This is a genomic window from Deltaproteobacteria bacterium, from assembly GCA_005879795.1.
In the GTDB taxonomy this organism is placed as follows: domain Bacteria; phylum Desulfobacterota; class Binatia; order DP-6; family DP-6; genus DP-6.
The window spans coordinates 1-19,194 of sequence record VBKJ01000215.1 but is presented as its reverse complement, the minus strand read 5'-3'; the positions used below and the strand labels follow the sequence as shown (position 1 = coordinate 19,194).

General features: G+C 69.8%; 12 protein-coding genes and 2 pseudogenes. 3 read left to right on the top strand and 11 right to left on the bottom strand.

Annotation, left to right across the window (positions count from 1 at the left end; genetic code table 11):
- The 7 genes and pseudogenes from E6J59_18670 to E6J59_18640 form a co-directional block, all read right to left on the bottom strand.
- A pseudogene (locus E6J59_18670) lies at window positions 1-659 on the bottom strand (acyl-CoA dehydrogenase).
- A gap of 185 nt (window positions 660-844) precedes the next feature.
- The gene (gene cofE, locus E6J59_18665; protein TMB16623.1) at window positions 845-1,603 is read right to left on the bottom strand and encodes a coenzyme F420-0:L-glutamate ligase; all 759 of its coding nucleotides are present in this window, start codon (window positions 1,601-1,603) and stop codon (window positions 845-847) included.
- On the bottom strand, window positions 1,600-2,535 hold the full coding sequence (locus E6J59_18660; protein TMB16622.1) for a 2-phospho-L-lactate transferase: 936 nt from the start codon (window positions 2,533-2,535) through the stop codon (window positions 1,600-1,602). The genes cofE and E6J59_18660 overlap by 4 nt, the downstream gene beginning before the upstream one ends.
- Entirely contained in the window at window positions 2,465-3,766 is a 1,302-nt protein-coding gene (gene cofH / locus E6J59_18655) for a 7,8-didemethyl-8-hydroxy-5-deazariboflavin synthase subunit CofH (protein ID TMB16621.1), read from the bottom strand. Before cofH ends, E6J59_18660 begins: the two co-directional genes overlap by 71 nt.
- The gene (cofG, locus tag E6J59_18650; protein TMB16620.1) at window positions 3,763-4,974 is read right to left on the bottom strand and encodes a 7,8-didemethyl-8-hydroxy-5-deazariboflavin synthase subunit CofG; all 1,212 of its coding nucleotides are present in this window, start codon (window positions 4,972-4,974) and stop codon (window positions 3,763-3,765) included. Before cofG ends, cofH begins: the two co-directional genes overlap by 4 nt.
- 40 nt (window positions 4,975-5,014) lie before the next feature.
- Window positions 5,015-6,139, bottom strand: coding sequence for a response regulator (locus E6J59_18645; protein TMB16619.1), 1,125 nt, complete (start codon window positions 6,137-6,139; stop codon window positions 5,015-5,017).
- A gap of 739 nt (window positions 6,140-6,878) precedes the next feature.
- Window positions 6,879-7,427: a hypothetical protein gene (locus tag E6J59_18640; GenBank protein TMB16618.1), complete on the bottom strand. Its 549-nt coding sequence runs from the start codon at window positions 7,425-7,427 to the stop codon at window positions 6,879-6,881.
- On the opposite strand from E6J59_18640, the gene E6J59_18635 reads away from it, so the two are divergent.
- Window positions 7,408-8,586, top strand: coding sequence for a hypothetical protein (locus E6J59_18635; protein TMB16617.1), 1,179 nt, complete (start codon window positions 7,408-7,410; stop codon window positions 8,584-8,586). The genes E6J59_18640 and E6J59_18635 overlap by 20 nt on opposite strands.
- A 416-nt stretch (window positions 8,587-9,002) precedes the next feature.
- On the opposite strand, the gene E6J59_18630 is transcribed toward E6J59_18635, so the two are convergent.
- A complete protein-coding gene (locus E6J59_18630) occupies window positions 9,003-10,928 on the bottom strand; it encodes a hypothetical protein (GenBank protein TMB16616.1) in 1,926 nt (641 codons plus the stop codon).
- A 1,492-nt stretch (window positions 10,929-12,420) separates the two neighbouring features.
- Between E6J59_18630 and E6J59_18625 the strand changes: the two are divergent.
- Window positions 12,421-12,642 (top strand): annotated as a pseudogene (locus E6J59_18625) (hypothetical protein).
- Here the strand turns inward: E6J59_18625 and E6J59_18620 are convergent.
- Both E6J59_18620 and E6J59_18615 read right to left on the bottom strand, forming a co-directional pair.
- Window positions 12,610-14,508, bottom strand: coding sequence for a DUF4215 domain-containing protein (locus E6J59_18620; protein ID TMB16615.1), 1,899 nt, complete (start codon window positions 14,506-14,508; stop codon window positions 12,610-12,612). The pseudogene E6J59_18625 and the gene E6J59_18620 overlap by 33 nt on opposite strands.
- A gap of 236 nt (window positions 14,509-14,744) precedes the next feature.
- Window positions 14,745-16,484: a hypothetical protein gene (locus E6J59_18615; GenBank protein TMB16614.1), complete on the bottom strand. Its 1,740-nt coding sequence runs from the start codon at window positions 16,482-16,484 to the stop codon at window positions 14,745-14,747.
- Window positions 16,485-16,868: 384 nt separating this feature from the next.
- On the opposite strand from E6J59_18615, the gene E6J59_18610 reads away from it, so the two are divergent.
- A complete protein-coding gene (locus E6J59_18610) occupies window positions 16,869-18,116 on the top strand; it encodes a hypothetical protein (protein TMB16613.1) in 1,248 nt (415 codons plus the stop codon).
- 328 nt (window positions 18,117-18,444) lie between these two features.
- Here E6J59_18610 and E6J59_18605 read toward each other — a convergent pair.
- Window positions 18,445-19,194 (bottom strand): hypothetical protein (locus E6J59_18605; GenBank protein ID TMB16612.1); only part of this gene is annotated, 750 nt, incomplete at its 5' end.

Here is a 19,194-nt window from a genome sequence, read left to right as displayed (position 1 = left end):
CCCACGGCGCGCGAGGCGATGTTGATGCGCCCGACCTCGAGCCCCGAGAGCACCTGCTGGAGCCCGCGCCCCTCGACCCCGCCCACCAGGTTCGCGACCGGCACGCGGAAGTCCTCGAAGTTGACCTCGCAGGTCTCGATGCCCTTGTAGCCGACCTTGTCGATGTCGCGCCCGATCGTGACGCCGGGCGCGTCCTTCTCGGCGGCGAGCAGGCTGATGCCCTTGTGCGGCGGCTCGGCGCTCGGATCGGTCTTCACCACCAGCGAGTAGATGGTGGCCGTGCGCGCGTTGGTGATGAACATCTTGGAGCCGTTCACCACGTAGTGGTCGCCGTGGCGGCGCGCGGTGGTGCGGATGCGCTGCGTGTCGCTGCCGGCGTGCGGCTCGGTCAGGCAGAGCGCGGCCCGGTGCTCGCCGCGCGCCATGGCGGGCAGGTAGCGCTCCTTCTGCTCCCGCGTGCCGTGCGCGCCCAGCACGTAGGCGAACATGAGGTGCGTGTTGAGGACGCCCGAGAGGCTCATCCAGCCGCGGCAGAGCTCCTCGACGATCATCGAGTAGGTCGAGTAGTCGAGCCCGAGGCCGCCGTACTCGACCGGGATGGTGGCGCCGAAGAGGCCGAGCTCCTTCATGCGCTCGACCAGCGGCTGCGGGTACTCGTCCGCGTGCTCGTAGCGGCTCGCGACCGGCATCACCTCGCGCTCGACGAAGCGCCGGACCGTGTCGAGCACCTGCCGGGTGAGCTCCTGGCGATCGTCCACGACTCCCCCCTGATCGAGTGGCGGAGTTCACCATGTTTGAGTATGCAGGGCAAACGCGGCGGTGGAGATGGCCGATCATGTCGGCGCTAACGAAAGAGGTCGAACTCGGCGCGCCGGACGAGCCGCGCGGCCGCGCCACCCGGGCCGGGAGCGTAGCGCACGCCGCGCACGATCGCGGCCGCGATCGCGCTGTCCTTCTCCATGACGAGCCCGGCGGCCGCGGCGATCTCGTCGGCGAGGGCCACCACGGTGTGATGCAGCGTGCGGCCCGCGAGATCCGCGCGCCCGCGTAGATCGAGGAGCGGATCCATCCCCGCGCAGCCGATCGCCACCTCGACCAGCCCCTCGCGCCACGGGCGCCCGAACGTGTCGGTGACGACCACCGCGAGGTCGACGCCGAAGCGCTGGCGCAGGCGCTCGCACAGGGCCGCGGCCGAGGCGTCGGCGTCGCGCGGCAGGAGCGTCAGCACGCCCTCCGCCACGCCGTTCGACTCGTCCACCCCCGCGTTGGCGCATACCCAGCCGTGGGGCGTCTCGCAGATCACGTGCCCGCGATCCATGCGCACGATGCGCTTCGCCTCGCGCAGGACGACCTCGACGGCGCGCGCGTCCTTGCCGCCCTCGGTCGCGGCCGCCAGGCGCTCGGCGAAGGGCGAGGCAACGATCTCGTCGAGCCGCACGATCGCGCCCTCGGCCTTGGAGACGACCTTCTGGCAGACGGCCAGCGTGTCGCCCGCCTTCACGCCGACGCGCGCGGCGACGATCGCGTCGCCGAGGAGGGCGGCCAGGTCGTCGCCCGGGCGGATCATCGGGAGGCCCGGGATCGGGATGACGGCGACCGTCATTCGGCGGTGTCTAGCCCACGCAGCACGATGCCGGCAAGGCGCGCGGCGTGCGCGGGCGAGCGCATGAGCGTGTCGGTCACCAGGGTGCGCACCCCGAGCGCCTCGACGTGCGGCGCCCAGGCGCGATCGACGTGGTCGAGCACCAGGAGGTCGACGAGGCCCTGGTAGAGGCGGGCGATGCCCGCGGGCGAGGCCTCGAGGCCGAGGCCGCGCAGCATGCGGTGGAGGGGGCCGCGCACCGCGCGGCCCCCGACCAGGGGCGAGACCGCCGCCGCCGGCGCTTGGCGGCGGGCGAGCGCGCGGCGGATGCCCGGGACGGCCAGGATGGGGCCGATCGAGACGAGCGGGTTGGAGGGCGCGATCACGAGCGCATCGCTGGCCGCGAGCGCGGCGAGCACGCCGGGGGCGGGGCGGGCGCGCCGCGCGCCGGCGACCTCGACGCGCGTGACGCGGCCGCGTGCGCGGTGGCGGACGAGGTACTCCTGGAAGGGCAGGCGGCCGCGGTCGGTGTGCACGAAGGTGCGCACGCGGTCGTCGGTCATTGGCAGCACCCGCGCGCGCACGCCGTGGGCCCGCGCCAGCGCGGCCGTGACGCGCGAGAGCGGCCAGCCGGCGCGCAGCCACGCGGTGCGCGCCAGATGGGTCGCGAGGTCGCGGTCGCCCAGGCGGAACCAGGTGGGCAGCCCGAGCCCGCCCAGGGCCACGAGGCACGCGAACGTGTCGCCCGCGAGGCCCCACCCGCGGCGGCGGGGGGCGAGGCCGGCGAGCGTGTAGACGACGGTGTCGAGGTCGGGCGCGACGTGGAGCCCGAAGAACTCCTCGTCGTCACCGGTGTTGCCGATGACGGTGAGGCGCCGCGGGTCAGTGCGCCGGATGAGGCCCGCAAGGAACCGGGCCGCGCCCACGCCACCCGCCAGCACCGTGACCCGCATGGTTCGACTCATCCGGGGGCCCGTCCAGTGCTCGCGCGGCGGGCGCCGCGTCCCCATCCCTCCGGACGCGGCCGTAGAGCGTCGTGCGCTCCACCGGGACGCGGCCCATGGCGCGCACCAGCGCCTCGATCTCCTCGACCGAGGTGTACTCGCCCGCGTCCGCGCCCGCCTCGCGCGAGATGCTCTCCTCCATGAGCGTGCCGCCGAAGTCGTTGCAGCCCGCGCGCAGCGTGAGCTGCGAGAGGCGGTGGCCGAGCTTCACCCACGAGGTCTGAAGGTTGTCGATCAGGCCGCGCAGCATGAGCCGGCTCGCGGCGTAGATGCGGAGGTCGCGCAGCCCCTTCGGCTGCGGCGTGACCCGGCCATCGCGGTAGAGCTTGGTGTTCTCCCAGATGAAGCCGAGCGGCACGAACTCGGTGAAGCCGCCGGTCTCTTTCTGGATGCGGCGGAGGAGGTCGATGTGGCGCGCGATGTGCCCTGCCGTCTCGACGTGACCGTACATGACGGTCGCCGTGGTCGGCACGCCCAGGCGATGCGCGGTGGTGATGATCTCGACCCAGCTGCGTACATCCACCTTCTTGTGGGAGAGGATCTCGCGCACCTCGTCGTCGAGGATCTCGGCCGCCGTGCCCGGGATGCTGCCGAGGCCGCAGTCGCGCAGCATGCCGATGTAGGCCGGGTAGTCCATGTTGGTCCGCCGCGCTCCGTACAGGATCTCCATGGGCGAGAAGGCGTGCACGTGGATCTCGGGGAAGCGCGACTTGATGGCGAGCAGCATGTCCCGGTAGGTGAAGGCGCCCATCTCGGGGTTGATGCCGCCCTGCATGCACACCTCGGTCGCGCCGCGGGCGATCGCCTCCTCGACCTTGCCGAGCACGACGTCGACGCCGTGCGTGTAGGCGTCGTCCTCCCAGCGCTGACGCTTGAAGGCGCAGAACTGGCAGTTCACGAAGCACACGTTGGTGAAGTTGACGTTGCGGTTGACGACGTAGGTGACCTCGTCGCCCACGTCCGCGGCCCGGATCGCGTCGGCGGTGCGGACCAGCGCCACCAGGTCGTTGCCCTCGGCGCCCAGGAGGGCCTCGCCCTCGTCGACGGTGAGCTCGTGGCGCGCGAGCGCGTGGTCGAGGATGGCGCGCACGGCAGGCCCGGCGCGCCCGAGCACGCGTCCGAGGGGCTCGTCGTTCAAGGCTACGGCCTCGATCGTTTCCCAGGGCTCGATCCAGCTCATGCGGAGGCCTCCACCCCGCCCGGCGCCGTCCGCGTCTCCCCGGCGAGCGCGGCCACGCGGGCGCGCAGCGCCGGGGCGAGAAAGCCGGGGCGATCGACGTAGGCGGGGTAGATCGCGAGGCGCTCGGCGAGCGTGTAGCCCGCCGCACGGCAGGTCGCCGCGAGCGCGGCGACGTGCGGCCAGGGCGCCTCGGGGTTCACGTAGTCGGGGGTGAGGGGCGAGATGCCGCCCCAGTCGTTCACCCCCGCCGCCAGGAGGAGGGCGTGGTCGGCGGGCGAGAGATTGGGCGGCGCCTGCACGCTCACCTCGGGGTCGAGCACCAGGCGCGCGACGGCGACCGTGCGCGCGATGTCGTCCGCCGCCGGCTCGCTGGCATCGGCAAGGGGAATGGTCGGCTTGGCGCGGAAGTTCTGCACGATCACCTCCTGCACGTGTCCGTAGGCCCGGTGCAGGTCGCGGATGGCGAAGAGCGTGTCGACGCGCTCGGCGAGCGTCTCGCCGATGCCGAGAAGGAGTGCCGTCGTGAAGGGGATGCGGAGCTCGCCTGCCTCGCGCAGCATGCGCAGCCGGAGCGCCGGCTCCTTGTCGGGCGCCCACTGGTGCACCTGGCCGCGGGCGCGCAGCCGCGGCGACACGTTCTCCAGCATGAGGCCGAGGCTCACGTTCACCTCCTTCAGGCGCGCCATCTCGTCGCGCGTGAGGAGGCCCGCGTTGGTGTGCGGCAGGAGGCCGCAGTCGAGCGCGATCGCGCAGGCGCGCTGGACGTACTCGGCGGTCGTGCGATGGCCGAGCCCGGCGAGCGTCGCGCGGTAGGCCGGGAAGGCGGCCTCCGGCTTGTCGCCGAGGCACATGAGCGCCTCCTTGCACCCGAGGGCGCGCCCGCGCGCGGACCAGGCCGCGATCTCGTCCGGCGTCATGGTCCAGGCGTCGGGATCGTCGGGGTCCTTGCGGAAGGTGCAGTACGTGCAGCGGTCGCGGCAGAGGTTGGTGATGGGCAGGAACACCTTGGGCGAGAACGTGACCGTCCGCCCCCAGGCCCGGTCACGCAGCGCCCCGGCCGTCGCGAGCAGCTCCGCGGTCAGCTCCGGCGTGGCGAGCAGAGCGATCGCCTGCGCGCGCGTCAGCTCCGCGCCCGCGAGCGGCTTCGAGAGCGCCGCGTGCGGCGCCTCAGGCGCGGCCACGGCGCCGCCGGAGGCGAGCTCGGACATGGAGGTCCCGTCCGGCAGGTATCGGACGGGTCCAGACGTGTCAAGCCGTCGCGGCCTGCGCGGTGCGGTCGTACTCCGCGGCCGCAAGGTCGGGCACGACGAGGTGGCACGTGGTGCCCTCGGGGCTCGCCGCCATGGTGAGCGACGCGCCGAGGACGCGCACGAGACGCCCGGCCAGGCGAAGCCCGAAGCCGAGCAGCCGCGGGGGACGCGTCGGGGCGCGGCCGGCGAGCACGTCCTCGGTCTCGACGATCAGCTCGGGAGCGATCCCCGGCCCCGAATCCCGCATCTCGAGCGTGACGCCGGTGGCCGCGGGGCGCGCCACCACCACGACCTCGCCCTCGGCGGTGTAGCGGACCGCATTGTCGGCGAGCGCGCGCAGCAGCCGCGCGAGCTTGTCCTCGTCGGTCATGAGGGAGAGATCGGCGGGCGCGTCGAGGCGCCAGCCGAGCCCCTTGGCGCGCGCGCGCGGCGCCAGCTCGGCGCCCAGCCGTCCGAGGAGATCGGTCACCCGCACCTCGTCGCGCGTGACCGGCATCGACCCGCGGTCGAGCTCCGCCATGTAGAGGATCGTCTCGATGTAGGCGAGCAGGCTCGCGGAGTTCGACTGGATGCGATCGAGCGCCAGACGTTGCTCCGCGGAGAGGGTGTCCTCGCCCTCCTCGCGCAGGATGGCCGAGTAGCCCATGATGACGTTGAGCGGCGTGCGCAGCTCGTGCGAGAGGCCCGAGAGGACCTGCTCGGGGAGGGCGTTCATGCGGCGCATGGCCGCGCGGCGCGCGATCGCTCGGGCCACCAGGCGACGCACCTGCGCGCTGTCGAAGGGCTTCGAGAGGTAGTCGAAGGCGCGCAGGCGAAGCCCCTGGACGGCGGTGTCGAGCGAGCCGTAGCCGGTGATGATGAGCACCTCCAGGTCGGGGTCGATCTGCTTGGCGCGCTCGAGGACGCCGATCCCGCCCAGGCCCGGCATCTTGAGATCGAGCGTCATGACCTCGATCGACTCCCTGCCGAGCACTTCGAGAGCGGCCTCGCCGCTGCTGGCGGTGATCACCTCGCACTCGCCGTGCAGGATGGCGCGCAGCGACTCCCGCACGCCCATCTCGTCGTCCACGACCAGGACCCGGGATCGGAGGCTCATCGCGGAGGGGTCTGGAGCAGAAAACATGCCAGGGGACGCGGCGCCCAGGGGCCCGATTCACGGGCACGGCGGGCGCGCCGGCCGGAGTCGTCCGTTCATGCTTGAACGCCCGCATGCCAGCCGTGGCACATGCCGCGCCCGCGGCTCAGCGGTCCGGCCCTGCGAATGCCGAGCTTGTCCATGCGACGGGCAGCGTGTGCGTCACCATCCCCGGCGGGCGCGAGAATCCCCTCTAGTCACTCTGCCGGAACATCCTGGGGATTCCGGCCGGATATTCCCGGGAGGCGAGGACTCGGTCGTCATCCGGAAGATTCTCACCCACCTCAGCCTGCCGACCGAGGTGCCCGCGCCCCGGCCCCGCCGTGCGACCTGCTCCTCGACGCGTGACCTGAGCCGCCCCCGGGTGGCGGTGCCGGTCGGACCGCCCCGCGCGGGTGTGCCCCTGGCTGGGGGCCGGCCCTCGCCCCGGCCACATCTGCCGCCGTCGACCAGCCCCCGGGGAGCCGCGGCGACCTCGCCAGACCCTCCCGCCTGCCCGTTATGCGCTGCGTCGTTACGGAGCGACCGGCGGGGTGGCTACTGCATCGGGATAAATACCCCCTTTGTTGGGCTTATCTTTACGGGCTCACGGCTTTCCGTCCGCCCGCCTCCCCAAAAACCGGGATGGTAGCGGTCGATCCCAACCAGGATACTCGCCATTCTGGGCTCAGCTGGGCACTCGGTACTGAAGGAGATTCTCAATGGCGGTACCAGGAATCACCCGAAGTCATTTCCGGCTCCCCGCGATCCTGCTGCCCTTCTTGCTTGCCATCTGGCCCGGGGCGTCCGCCCGCGCGGGCGACTTCGGCGGCCTCACGGCGGCATGCAAGGCGCGACGCTGCAGCGTTGAGAGCGCCGTCCTGTCGAACTGTCCCTGTACCAGCTCTGGGGGTAACGGCGTGTTCCAGAGCTGCGCCAACAAACAGGACAAATCGATCTCGAAGAGGTGCCAAAACGAGCTGAACTCTTGCTTTGCCGCGACTGCGTGCGGCACGAGCGGGGTGACCTGCCAGATTCCCCCCAACCAGTGCAAGGCGGTGAGCAACGAGTCCGCCTGCACGGCGATGGGTGGCACAGTCGCTACTCCTGGCTCGGCCTGCTGCTTCCAAGATACCTGCTGCTCCGCGCTGCCGTCGCTATTCTCCTTCACCACCGCGTCGAGCGGCTGCGGGACGAACCCGCCCGGGGAGGTGACCCCGCCCAGGTGCGTGCAGGGGTCGAACAACGGCACGTCCTGCAGGAGGTGCAGCTGCGCCGTGGCCTCGGACTGCGGCACCGGCGGCGTGTGCACGGCCGGACGGTGCTCGGCGGGTGACGCGACTCACACCGGCTGTGTCACGAACGCGAATTGCTCGGTTGGCCAGACGTGCACCGACTCCGACGCGGACTGTACGGGCGGCGGCGTCTGTCGCGGGCACCTCGACTGCACCGCCCTCTACTTCGGTGCCGGCCAACCCGGCGGCGTCAGACTCCCCGGGACCGTTCCGGACTACGGCCTCACGTACAGCAAGGTCGCCTCCTGCACCGCCGGCAACCCGAACCTCACTCCGACCCTGGATACGGACGTGCCCGGCCCCGGCTGCCCCACCCCGGCCGGCACCCCGACCTACGGCCAGCGCCACTGCACGAGCCCGGGCTGCGTGTACGGTGCCCCGCTCGCCATTCCGAACCCGGCCAGCCCCGCCATCGGCACCTGCGTGGTGAACAAGATCGCCGACCGCCCGGGAGTCGGCACCGGCAGCGCGGTGTGCAGCACGGGAGCCGTCGACAGCCTATTGCTCCCGCTCGATTCGCAGGTCTACCTGACCGGCTCGAGCGAGCCGGTCCGCGTCTGCTCCACCTGTGTGGGCGGTACGCTGGGCGTCTGCGGCAGCGGGACGTGCGGAGGCGGTCCGCGGGACGGCCTGCCCTGCACCCCCGAGACGAGCGCGCTCAACGCGTCCTACCCGACCAGTCACGACTGCCCGCCGCCGAACGCCCCCGGAGACCAGATCGTCTCCGACTGTCCCGAGGCGTCAGGCTCCTTCATTGGCTGCCTTCCCGTCGACTTCAACCTCTCGAGCGGCACGCAGACGTTGACCTCCTTCGCCACGGCGGCGCAGGCCCGTGTCTTCTGCGGCTTCTGCTTCGATGCGATCAGCGGGGGGTACGAGAGCCCGCCGCACCGGTGCACCGCGGATACGGACTGCACGAACGGCAACTTCACGTCGTGCCGGCAGCACAGCAACGGCGCGTTCCGCAACCCCTTCGCCACCAGCATCAGCGAGACCGGGACGCCACCCAACGTCTGCATTGATGACGGCGCGAGTCACCCTGAGACGCTGGTGAGCGCCTTCTGCATCCCGCCGTCGTACGACCCCATCATCGACCCGAGCGGCGAGCTGCCCGGTCCCGGCGCCGTCGCCTTGCCCGGCACGGCGAAGTTCATCCCCTGAGTCGCCGTAGGAACGGGGAGCCCGCCGCTTGGCGGGCTCCCCGACGGCGCCAGGGGCGTGACCCGAGGAGCAAGTGCCGCCGGGACGTAGGCGGTACGGAGCCGCCGCAACGGCGCCGCGCCGGCTGAGCCATCAACCACTCCTTGCCAACTGACCGGCGCTCGGTGAGGATGCCGCGGTGAACCGCCTCCTCATCTCAGGTCTGCCAACATCTGCTGGACATTGGGTAACCGTGCTTGCGGCACTCCGCTGGCTGCGCCGCCGGGAGTCAGAGCATCCGGGTGGCACTTGGGGCTGCGAGGCAGGGCGAGAGAACTGGCTCTCCGAATGCCGTGAGCTACTGGGGCCCCCGCCTGCTCTCCATCGCGCGGCGCGCCGCGCGACGCGATGAAGAGCGGCGCGGCCGCCGCGGCCGCTCAGAACTGGAACGTGAGCCGCACGGTCGTCTCCGAGCGCCCGCTGCTCAGGCCCGGGAGGCCCCACGTCGCGAACAGATCCTGTTTACCGCGCGGATTCACGAAGTAGTGCTGGCCGACGTTGACCACCATGTCGTCGCGCAGCACGTAGTCGACGTCCCAGAAGGGCAGCATCGAGAACTGGTTCATCGGATCGACGGCGATGCCGAGCACCGGGATGATGCTTCCGCCGCGGTAGAACGTGAACCCCGCCAGGGTGAAGATCGTCTCCCAGTCGCGGATCTTGTCGCGGTAGGCCGGGCTCTCGGGGGTCGTTCCGGTGCGCGCAGTCGAAGGGAGGTCGAGGCCGCCGACCAGGCAGGAGCCGACACGCCGCTTCCCCTTCGTCCCCAAGTTCGCGACCAAGGAGGCCTCGCAGCCGGGGTTGTTCACCAGGTAGTGCCAGAAGAACTGCCCGGTGAGGAAGACGGTGCTCTTCTTGTTGAGCCGCTTGATCCACGTCGGCCGGTCGAAGGCGATCATCCCCTTCCACATGTTCTTCTTGGTGACGCCGGGAATGACGGGCGAGTTCACGCCACGCACGACGGTCTCCTTCGCGACGTCGAAGAACGGGATGCCGACGTCGTAGATCGTCTCGGCACGGAACACCGTCTGCGTGTACTGCTCCTCGGAGTAGTTGGCCGACATGCCGAGCGTGTGCACGTATGGCGCGATGAATTCCGCGGGGAATATGCCCTGCTGGAGGAGCTTCACCGCGCGCCGCCCGTTCTCGGGCGTGTTCGGGAGGGCGCGCAGCGGGGCGTAGTCCGTGCCGTCGTCGCCTGACCAGCGCTGGTAGAAGTAGTTCAGCGTGAATTCGAGACCGAAGGGCGCGATGCCGTGGTAGCGGATGCCGACCTGGCTGTTGTCGAGCGGGTTGCGGGCGTAGTCGCCCTGCTCGAAGAGCCTCGTGTTGTCCATCAGCGTGGTGCAGAAGCCGAGATCCACGTTCGGTCCGGAATTGATCCGATGGCCGCTCGCCTTCGCCGCATTGCAGAGGGCCCCGATGAACGCGCCGTCCACCTGGTTGGTGAGGGGATTCAGGATCGGCAGGCCCCACGGGCGCGGCAGGAAGGTCTGCTTCGCCGGATACCAGTCCCCGGGGTTCCAGTACCACTCGAGGAAGTTCTGCGACAGCTTCCAGATGTCGCCGAGGTCGTAGAGGAACTTGAACATCCAGAGCGGCCGGCGGATCTCGTCCCAGCCGTAGGAAGGCGGCGGGATCTCCCAGACGAAGTGCCACGTGAGGTCGAGCGGGTTGGCCCGATCGAGCATCCGGAAGTTGTCGGTCTCGCCCCACACGATCTGCTGCCGCCCGGCGCGCACGCTGAGCGGGAGCGTGCGGAACTTCAGGTCGACGTAGAACTCGCGGAGCTGGTTGTCGAACCTGAGCGCGTCGCGCGCCTCGCGGCTGAGGCTGTTGAGCGTGAGCTGGTTGCGCGCGAAGCTCGGGTAGCTGACGAACTGCCCGTTCACGAACCGCGGCACGCCGCCCTTCGCCTTCGCGAAGTCATACAGCGAGAGACCGCCGTACGCTTTCCGGTGGATGTCCTCCTTCTCGATGAACCCTGGTTTCACGTCGTAGATGCTGTCGTAGACGCCGCGGTACACGAGGAAGAGGGTGGATCGCTCGATGAAGGGGATCTCGTACTTGTTGTAGAACTTCCCCCCCTCGAGCCAGTTGTACTGGAGCTGGATGTGCGTGGTGTTGCGGTTCTGGATGTACTCGTAGGTGCCCTGGTCGGGGTGGCGGATGAGGTTCTGGGTCTGGAGGTTCCCCGAGAGCTGGACGGGACCGAACTTCTGGGTCGCTCGACCGCTGCCCGGTACGAGGATGAGTGACGCCAGCGCAGCGACCAGGATCTGCCCGAGGCGGCGATTCGACATCTTCCCCCTCCTTGTCGGACCGAGTGTCGCGTGCGAAGTCGCGGCTAGCTAGCGCATAGTCTCCGGGTTTTGCAACGCGGCGGGGGCGGTGCATCGCCCCCGCCGCGGGGTCGAACTTACTTGTAGACGCAGGCTTGGACGTGGAACGTGACGGCGCCGGGGGCCGGAAGGCCCGCGACCTGGTCGACGGAGAACTGTCCCGTCCCCGGGATGCAGAACGTCGAGGCCGTGACCAGACCCTCCGCATCCTTCGGATACGACGGGTTCGGCCAGGCGATGCCGTCGGCGAGGCCCGGCACGACGGGCTTCCCCTTGCGTACGATCCCGGGCCCGCCCGGGCGGGTCGGGAAGCAGGGGATCGTCGTGTCGCCGTTGCAGCAGGTCTGGCTGAGACCCCCCTTCACGTCCTGACAGATCATGGCGCTCCCGGTGGGATCCGTCGGATCCTGGACCATCCTCACGCAGGCATTGCCGCTGCACGGCGACCCGCATCCGGCCGCGCCGCACGCGTCGTCCTGGGGATTCACTATGCTGCCGTTCTTCTCGGTGCACGGCTTCGAGCCGCCGGCGCCCGGCGTCATCGTCGGCGCGCTGTTCGGTCTCAGCGGGATCGTGAGCGTCGCCGCCCCCGAGCCCCGCGCCCCTTGCGGGCAGTCGTTCGAGAGCTGGTAGACCCCCGGCGGCTGCGCGTTCGCCACGTTGACGCTGCCGTTCGGTGTGCACGGCTTCCCGCGGTTCGGTCCGTTGTCACAGGTGCCGCTCTGGCAGCGTGGGCAGACCTTGTCGGCCGTGGTCACGAAGACCTCGGACTTGAGGTTGACGATGCTGTCCTCCATGACGCCCGTGTCGAGGTGGAAGGTCCCGCTGACCGGTCCGTCGAAATAGTTCTGCACGCACACGGCGACGCCGCCAGAAATGAGCGGCAGCGGCGGCCCGAAGGTCACCCCGTTGATCGAGCCCGCCCCGGTTGGCCCTGCCGCCTTGCAGACCGGGTTCGTCGTCTCGTCACACTCGGTGAGGCAGTTCTTCAGCTGGGCGTCCTTGATGACCGGGAAGTTGTGCGAGGTGCCGGTCCACCCGTTATCGAGGTCGGTGCCGGTCCCGAGGGTCTTCAGCACGAGCTCGTTCGGCCCGCCGGCAGGATTCGCGGGACAGTCGGTCGACGGCACGGATGCGCAGGCCCCACCGGGCGGCGGGCAGCTTCCCTGAGCGTTGTCCTTGTTCGGCAGGCAACGCAGGAGGAGCGTGTCGGGGTCCTTCCCGCCCGCGGCCGTCGCGATCACCTTCTTGAACTTCTTCTTGCCGATCTTCTTGCCACGCTGGGGCACGACGATCGTCATCGGGTCGCCGCACACGTGATCCGAGCCGCCGAGCACCGGTAGCGGGAGCGTCGCCGAGGGCGGCTTGAAGGTGAAGCCGCTCACCGCCGACGCGGTGCAGCCAGCGACGGGCTCGTTGATGCAGAGGCTGACCGTGAAGGTACACGAATTGTCGCAGGCCTTCTGCTCGACGGTCGTGGCTCCCTTGCCGACGACGGTGCTCGAGTTCGTCGTGCCGTCGACCTCGAAGCCGGCGAAGCAATCGGTCGCCTTCTTCTTGCCGCCCGGCATCACCACTGCCGGGGCGGCGGTGGCGAACGCCAGCGTTGCGAGGGCTGCCGAGAACGCGACGTGACGGAGGTTCATGGCTCCACTCCTTGTCCGCGTGCCGCTAGAGGCTGTGGAATAAGCTGCGCCGACCCGGGCAGGCTGACGGCGCCGGGACCGGGCAGGTCGGCCGTCGGGTCGATGATGGGGTTGTACGTGGGCGGAATGCAGAACACGCTCACTAGCGTCGAGGCGTGTGGCAGGTGATCGACGAGGGACCCGGCGGGGGTGCCCGTCTCGGTGATCGTGGTGGCCCCGGTGTTGCCGAAAGCACCGTTGTGGGCGCTCTGCTGCCGACACGAGGTGAAATTCCCGGTCGTGCAGTCGCTGTCCGACGTGCACGCATGCGGCGGCCGCTCGAACTGGCTCGTCGCCACGTCGTCGAAGCAGTAGGCGCAGAACGCGCGCTGCTGGGCGGAGGTGGAGAACGAGTTCACCGTCTGCGTGCCCGACGAGAGGTTGAATCCGATCGGAAGCTGCCCGATGATCTGGGGCTCCGGCGGCGGACAGTCGTGGCTGGTCGGGTAGGGCCCGTTCGGGAAGTCGGGTCCGGAGTCGCCGGGCGTACACGGCATACCGTCGTTCGGGCCACCCATGCAGACGTTGGTGTCGGGCCGGCAGATCGGACACGGCTGGATGCCATTCGCCGGCTCGTTGTCGATGTCGCCTGTCAGGTAGATCACGGAGGTGAGCGGCAGACTCAACTGCGGCGTGTCGCCCGTCGTGCACGTCGCCGTCCCGACCGCGTTCCGGGCGATGCTGTTGATGACGCACGTGCTCACCGCGGCATTGTTCTGGTTCGGGATCGGAAGGGGCGGCCCGAAGAGGCAGCCAGCGCTCGTGCAGGTCCGCGCGTCAACGCCGGTGTCGGTGTCGGTCGTCGCGGCGAGCACGAGCTTCGTCCCGTTGCAGCACGTCTTGGTGAACGACGTCCCGAGATCCGGGACCTGGTTCGGCAGCGCGACGCCGACCAATCCGCCCCCGAAGTACAGGCCACCGGACGTGAGCGGGCCGCGGCACGTGCCGCCGTCGATGCACTCGGCGTCCGTGGTGCAGTCGTTGCCGCAGTTGGACGGCAGTACGCACTGCACGCACTTCGACGGCATCAGCGAGCCCGTCTGGAGGCTGCTCGGCGCTGACGTCGTGAACTTGAGCTGCGTCGGGTCCGGCGTGCCGCAGGCGCAGGCGCTCGCCGTCTCGCACTGGCACGACTCGTTGCAGATCTGACCCGCGCCGCAGCCCGTGCCGCACGGCGGATCGCATTGCTCGACGCCGGCGTGAACGAAGCCGTCGCCGCATGCCGCAAGCTTGCACGCGTTCGTACACCCGTCGGTATTGTCGGTATTGCCGTCGTCACATTCCTCGTCGCCCTCGCGTACGCCGTTGCCGCACATGGGGATCGTCGTCGTGGTGGTCGAAGGCGAAGTCGTGGTCGTGGTCGTCGTCGAGCACTGACCGGCCTGCGGCTTGCACATGAGCGTGACCGTGTCGGAGTCCTTGCGAGACGGCTTTCCCTTCGTCTTGGCCATGACCTTCACGATGCACGTCCGTTCGGCCGTTCCGTGCTTCTTGGTCTTGACCTTGACCCCGACGGAGCCGCCGCACGCGGAGTCCGTCCCCGAGCGCGACGCCTTCTTCAGCTTCTTTCCGCAAGCGGTCCCCTTTTCGCTCTTGATCTCTCCAGCATCGCAACCGGACTGCGAGAGGTTGAGGCAGAGGGCGAGATTGAACGTGCACTTCTTGTTCTGCGCCTCGGCGCAGAGCGTCGCCCCGTCGGCGACATACCCGCTCGCCTGATCGTTCACACCGACGAGGCATTCGTCGGCGCTCTGTGCGCTGCTGCGCGGAGCGGCGGCGAGCAACACCGCGGCAAACGAGGCGAGGGCGATGATCGCGCACACCGATGTACGGAGGTTCCCTTCGCGTCGGGCCATTGCGCGCCTCCTTGCTCGCGGTGCGTTTCGGCGCCCGCGTTATCAGATCATTAGAGAGAGCGTCAATATGAGCCGGCGGCGCCTCGGTGCATCGAATCTGCACGTCTATGCCGCACCGCTCCATGGGCCGCAGCGCCGCCGGACGGACGCACGGCAACCCCGCGCGGGCGAGCGCGGCAAGAAAAGCGTGCCGGACCGTCTCGCGGGCGGACGGCCCGACCCGGGAAGGTCCCCGCTCAGGGCAGGAACTTCGACGTGCCGGGCAGCGACACGGCGCCTGGTCCGGGCAGCTCGCCCGACGGGTCGACGATCGGGTCGTAGGACGGCGGGATGCAGAAGACGCTCACCAGCGTGGCGTTGTGGTCCGCCCCGTCCGCGATGCAGGCGTTGGGCGGCGTTCCCGTCTCGGTGACTGTGGTGGCGAACGTGTTCCGGAACGCCCCGTTGCTCTGCTGCTGGCACGAGGTGAAGCTGCCGTTCGTGCAGTCCGTGTCCGCCGTGCACGTGTGCGGCGGGTTCTCGAAGGAGATGGTGATGTCCGGGTCGAAGCAGTAGCCGCAGAAGACGCGGGCCTGCCCGGAGCTCGAGAACGCTGTCTTCGTCTGCGTCTCCGTCGACAGCCCGAAGTCGACGGGCAGGCAGCCGATGAACGAACCATTGGCGGCCGGACAGCCCGACACGAGCTGGCCGTTCGGCGCATTGGGCGGCGGGCAGTCATGGCTGGTCGGGTAGGAGCCGTTGAGCGCGCTCGTCTCCGGCGTGCAGGCCATGCCGTTGCGGGGGCCGCCCATGCAGGTGCCGCTCGCACACATGCCCGGGGTGCCGCCGACACAGGACGAGCACACCCGCACGGGCTCGAGCGAGCCCGTGAGGTAGATCTGCGAGTCGAGCGGGAGCGTCAGGCTGTTGACGCTGCCGGTGCTGCACACCGCACTCCCGGTGCCCGCTCCCGGGCGGTTGGCGATGAAGTTGACGACGCAGGTGCCGGTGGCGGTGTTGCTCGGGTTGGGGATGGCGAGCGGCGCGCCGAAGAGGCAGCCGGGACTCGTACAGTGGCGCTGCCCGTAGGTCGCGGTGCCCGTCGGCGTGGGGCAGCCGCCGGGCACGTCGGCCGCCGTGGTCGCGGTCAGATCGGGGTTGCCGGCGGTGCAGGAGGCGACCATGCTGTAGGAGAGGCCGAGGTCGGGGATGGTGCCCGGGAGGCCGATACCGGCCGGCCGGCCGGCGCCGAAGTAGAGGCCCGTGCAGTCGAGGTGCCCGAGGCAGACGCCGCCGCCCGTGCAGTCGGCATCGGTCGTGCAGGGGGTGCCGTTGTTCGTCCCCTGTACGCACACCGCCGGGCTCACGCTGCCGGGCGGGTTGGTGCCGCACCCGGAGCTCGCGGTCGTGAACGACAACAGCGAGGGGAGACTCCCGCAACAGTTGCACGCTCCCTGCATCGTCGTCGTCGTGCTGCCCGTGGAGATCGTCGTCGTCGTGGTGGTGCTCGGGCACGGGGTACCCGTCGGCTCGCAGACGAGCGTCACCGTGTCGGAGTCCTTGCGAGCCGGCGTTCCCTTCGTCTTGGCCCTGACCTTCGCGACGCACGTCCGTTCGGCCGTTCCGTGCTTCTTGGTCTTGACCTTGACCCCGACGAAGCTGCCGCACGCGGAGTCCGTCCCCGAGCGCGGCGCCTTCTTCAGCTTCCTTCCGCAAGCGGTCCCCTTTTCGGTCTTGATCTCCCCAGCATCGCAACCGGACTGCGAGAGGTTGAGGCAGAGGGCGAGATTGAACGTGCACTTCTTGTTCTGCGCCTCGGCGCAGAGCGTCGCCCCGTCGGCGACGTAACCGCTCGCCTGATCCTTCACGCCGACGAGGCATTCGTCGGAGCTCTGTGCGCTGCTGCGCGGAGCGGCGGCGAGCAACACCGCGGCAAACGAGGCGAGGGCGATGATCGCGTACACCGATGCACGGAGGTTCCCTTCGCGTAGGGCCATCGCGCTTTCCTCCTCGCGGTCCGGCTAGCAGGGAAGCACTCCGCAGGTCAATACGACCTGCGAGCGACGACTTGCGAGCACGGGTGCGCGGGCCGGCCGGGTTGACGTCGTCCCGCGATGGATCACGGTTTCGGCCGGTTTCCTCCGCGGTGCTGCCTGCCCGTGGCGGCGGGTTTTCCCCGATACTCCTTCAAGGCCTCCCTACCCATAGGGTCCCTAGCTCCGGAGAACACGGTATTGACGAATCCGTCAGCTCTCCGGTCTAGTATTAGGTGTAGCGTATTACTCGATCGAAAGGAGGTTGGCATGACTGGTCTCGTTAGGTGGCTGCCCGTCAGGAGGCTCCTCGCAGTCGCTACCGGCACCCTTCTCGGTGTCGTTCTCATGCCGGCGGCTGGGCTGTGGGTTGTCGCCCTCTCGCCGGGGTCTGCTTACGCGCAGTGTAACTGCTGCGGTCAGCTGCCCTCGCTGTTCTCGTTCACGACCGGGTCGACCGGCTGCGGGACGAACCCGCCGGGCAACGTGAGCCCGGCGCAGTGCGTGCAGGGAACGAACAACGGGACGGCCTGCACGACGGACGGGAACTGCACCGGCGGCGGCGTCTGCCGCGGGCACCTCGACTGCACCGGCCTCTACTTCGGCGGCGGCCAGCCCTCCGGGGTCAACCTCCCCGCCACGATCCCCGACCGCGGCCTCTCCTACAGCAAGGTCACGTCGTGCTCGGGGTGCCCGGCGACCAACCCCGTCCTCAGTCCCGCGCTCGCCGCCGACGTCCCCGCCGGCTGCAGCACGCCCGCGGGCACCCCAACCTTCGGGATGCGCCACTGCACGAGTCCCGGCTGCCTCTTCGGCGCACCCCTCGCCATCCCGAACCCGGCCAACACCGCCACCGGTACCTGTGTCCTCAATGTCATCGCGAACCGGACGGGCGTCGGTACCGGCAGCGTCACGTGCAGCACGGGCGCCCTCAACAGCTTGACCCTCCCGCTCGACTCGCAGATCTACCTGACCGGCGGCATCGAACCGGTCCGCACCTGCTCCATCTGCTCCGGCGGCACCCCGGGCGTGTGCGGGAGCGGCACCTGCATGGGCGGCCCGCGCAACGGCCTGACCTGCACGCCGGAGACGAGCGCGCTCAACGGCTCCTATCCGACGAGCCACGACTGCCCGCCGCCGGGCGGGGCCTCCTCCGGCTGTTCCCCTGGCTCCTCCACCTCGTTCATCGGCTGCCTGCCCGTCCCCTTCGGCCTGACGAGCGGGACGCAGACGAAGACCTCCTTCGCCACGGGGGCGCAGGCCCGCGTCTTCTGCGGCTTCTGCTTCGACGCGACCCTCACGCAGGCCTTCGAGAACCCGCCGCACTCATGCACGGCGGATGGGCAGTGCACGAACGGGAACTTCCGCTCGTGCCGGCAGCACAGCAACGGGGCGTTCCGGAACAACGCCGCCACGACCATCACCGAGACGGGCACGTCGCCGGGTGTCTGCATCGGCGACGGCCTGAATCATGCGGCGACGCTGGTGAGCGTCTTCTGCATCCCGCCGTCGTACAATACGATCGTCGACCCGTCGGGCGAGATACCCGGTCCCGGCGCCGTCTCGCTGCCCGGCACGTCGAAGTTCATCCCCTGAGTCGCCGTCGGAACGGGGGGAGCCTGCCGCCTGGCGGGCTCCCCGACGGCGCCAGGACGTGACCCGACTCTGTCCGAGGACCGCCGTTTGGGACTTGGGCGACCTCGGCGGCGCGATCGCGGACCTGACCGTTGTCACTCGTCTCATTGGCGGGCGTGGAACAACCGCGGCTGGGCCCGCCAGGCGAAGGGCGACGTGGTGGGGGCGATCGCCGACTACACCCAGGCGCTCCAGGTGACGCCGCGCGACCTTCCCGGGTCGCCCGCAGATCGAGCGGAATCTCGCACTGGTGCGCGCCCTCGCGGCGGTCGCCCGCTGACGAACGGTGCTAGGATGCGGCACCCTTGGCGCGCAACTCCTCGTCGATCACCTCCTTGAACTTCTCGAAGGGCTGCGCACCCGAGAGGAGCCGGCCGTTGATGAAGAAGGCCGGGGTCCCGTTGATGCCCAGCTTCGCGGCCTCCGACAGGTCCTTGTCGATGGCCGCGCTGAAGGGCTTCTGGGTGAGGCAATCCTCGAACTTGGCCGGATCGAGGCCGACGTCCTTCGCGTACTCCTTCAGCTGCTCCTCGCCCAGCGCGGACTGATTGGCGAACAGCTTGGCATGGTACTCCCAGAACTTGCCCTGCGCGTTGGCGCAGCTCGCGGCCTCGGCCGCCGGACGCGCCTGCGGGTGGATCGGCAGCGGGAAGTCGCGGAATACGAGCCGCACCTTGTTGCCGTACACGTGCATGACCTGGTCGACCACGCCTTCGGCGCGCTGGCAGAAGGGGCACTGGTAGTCGGAGAACTCGATGATGGTGACCGGCGCCTTCGCGCCGCCGCCCTTCTCGGGCCGGCCGGCGGTCGCCACCTCGAACGCCGGCGGCCGCAGCATGATCGTCGTCTTGTGCTTCTGCTTCAGCTCCTCGACGAAGGCCGCGCGCCGCTGCTCGAGCCGCTGCTGCTTGAGGTACTGGACGATGCGCGGTTTCACCTGATCGAGTGTCTGGCCGGCGAGCTGCGCCTTGTTGGCGTCGTAGACGTTCTGGACCTCCTGGTCCGTCGGGTCCGTCACCTTGGCGTCGATCTCCTGCGC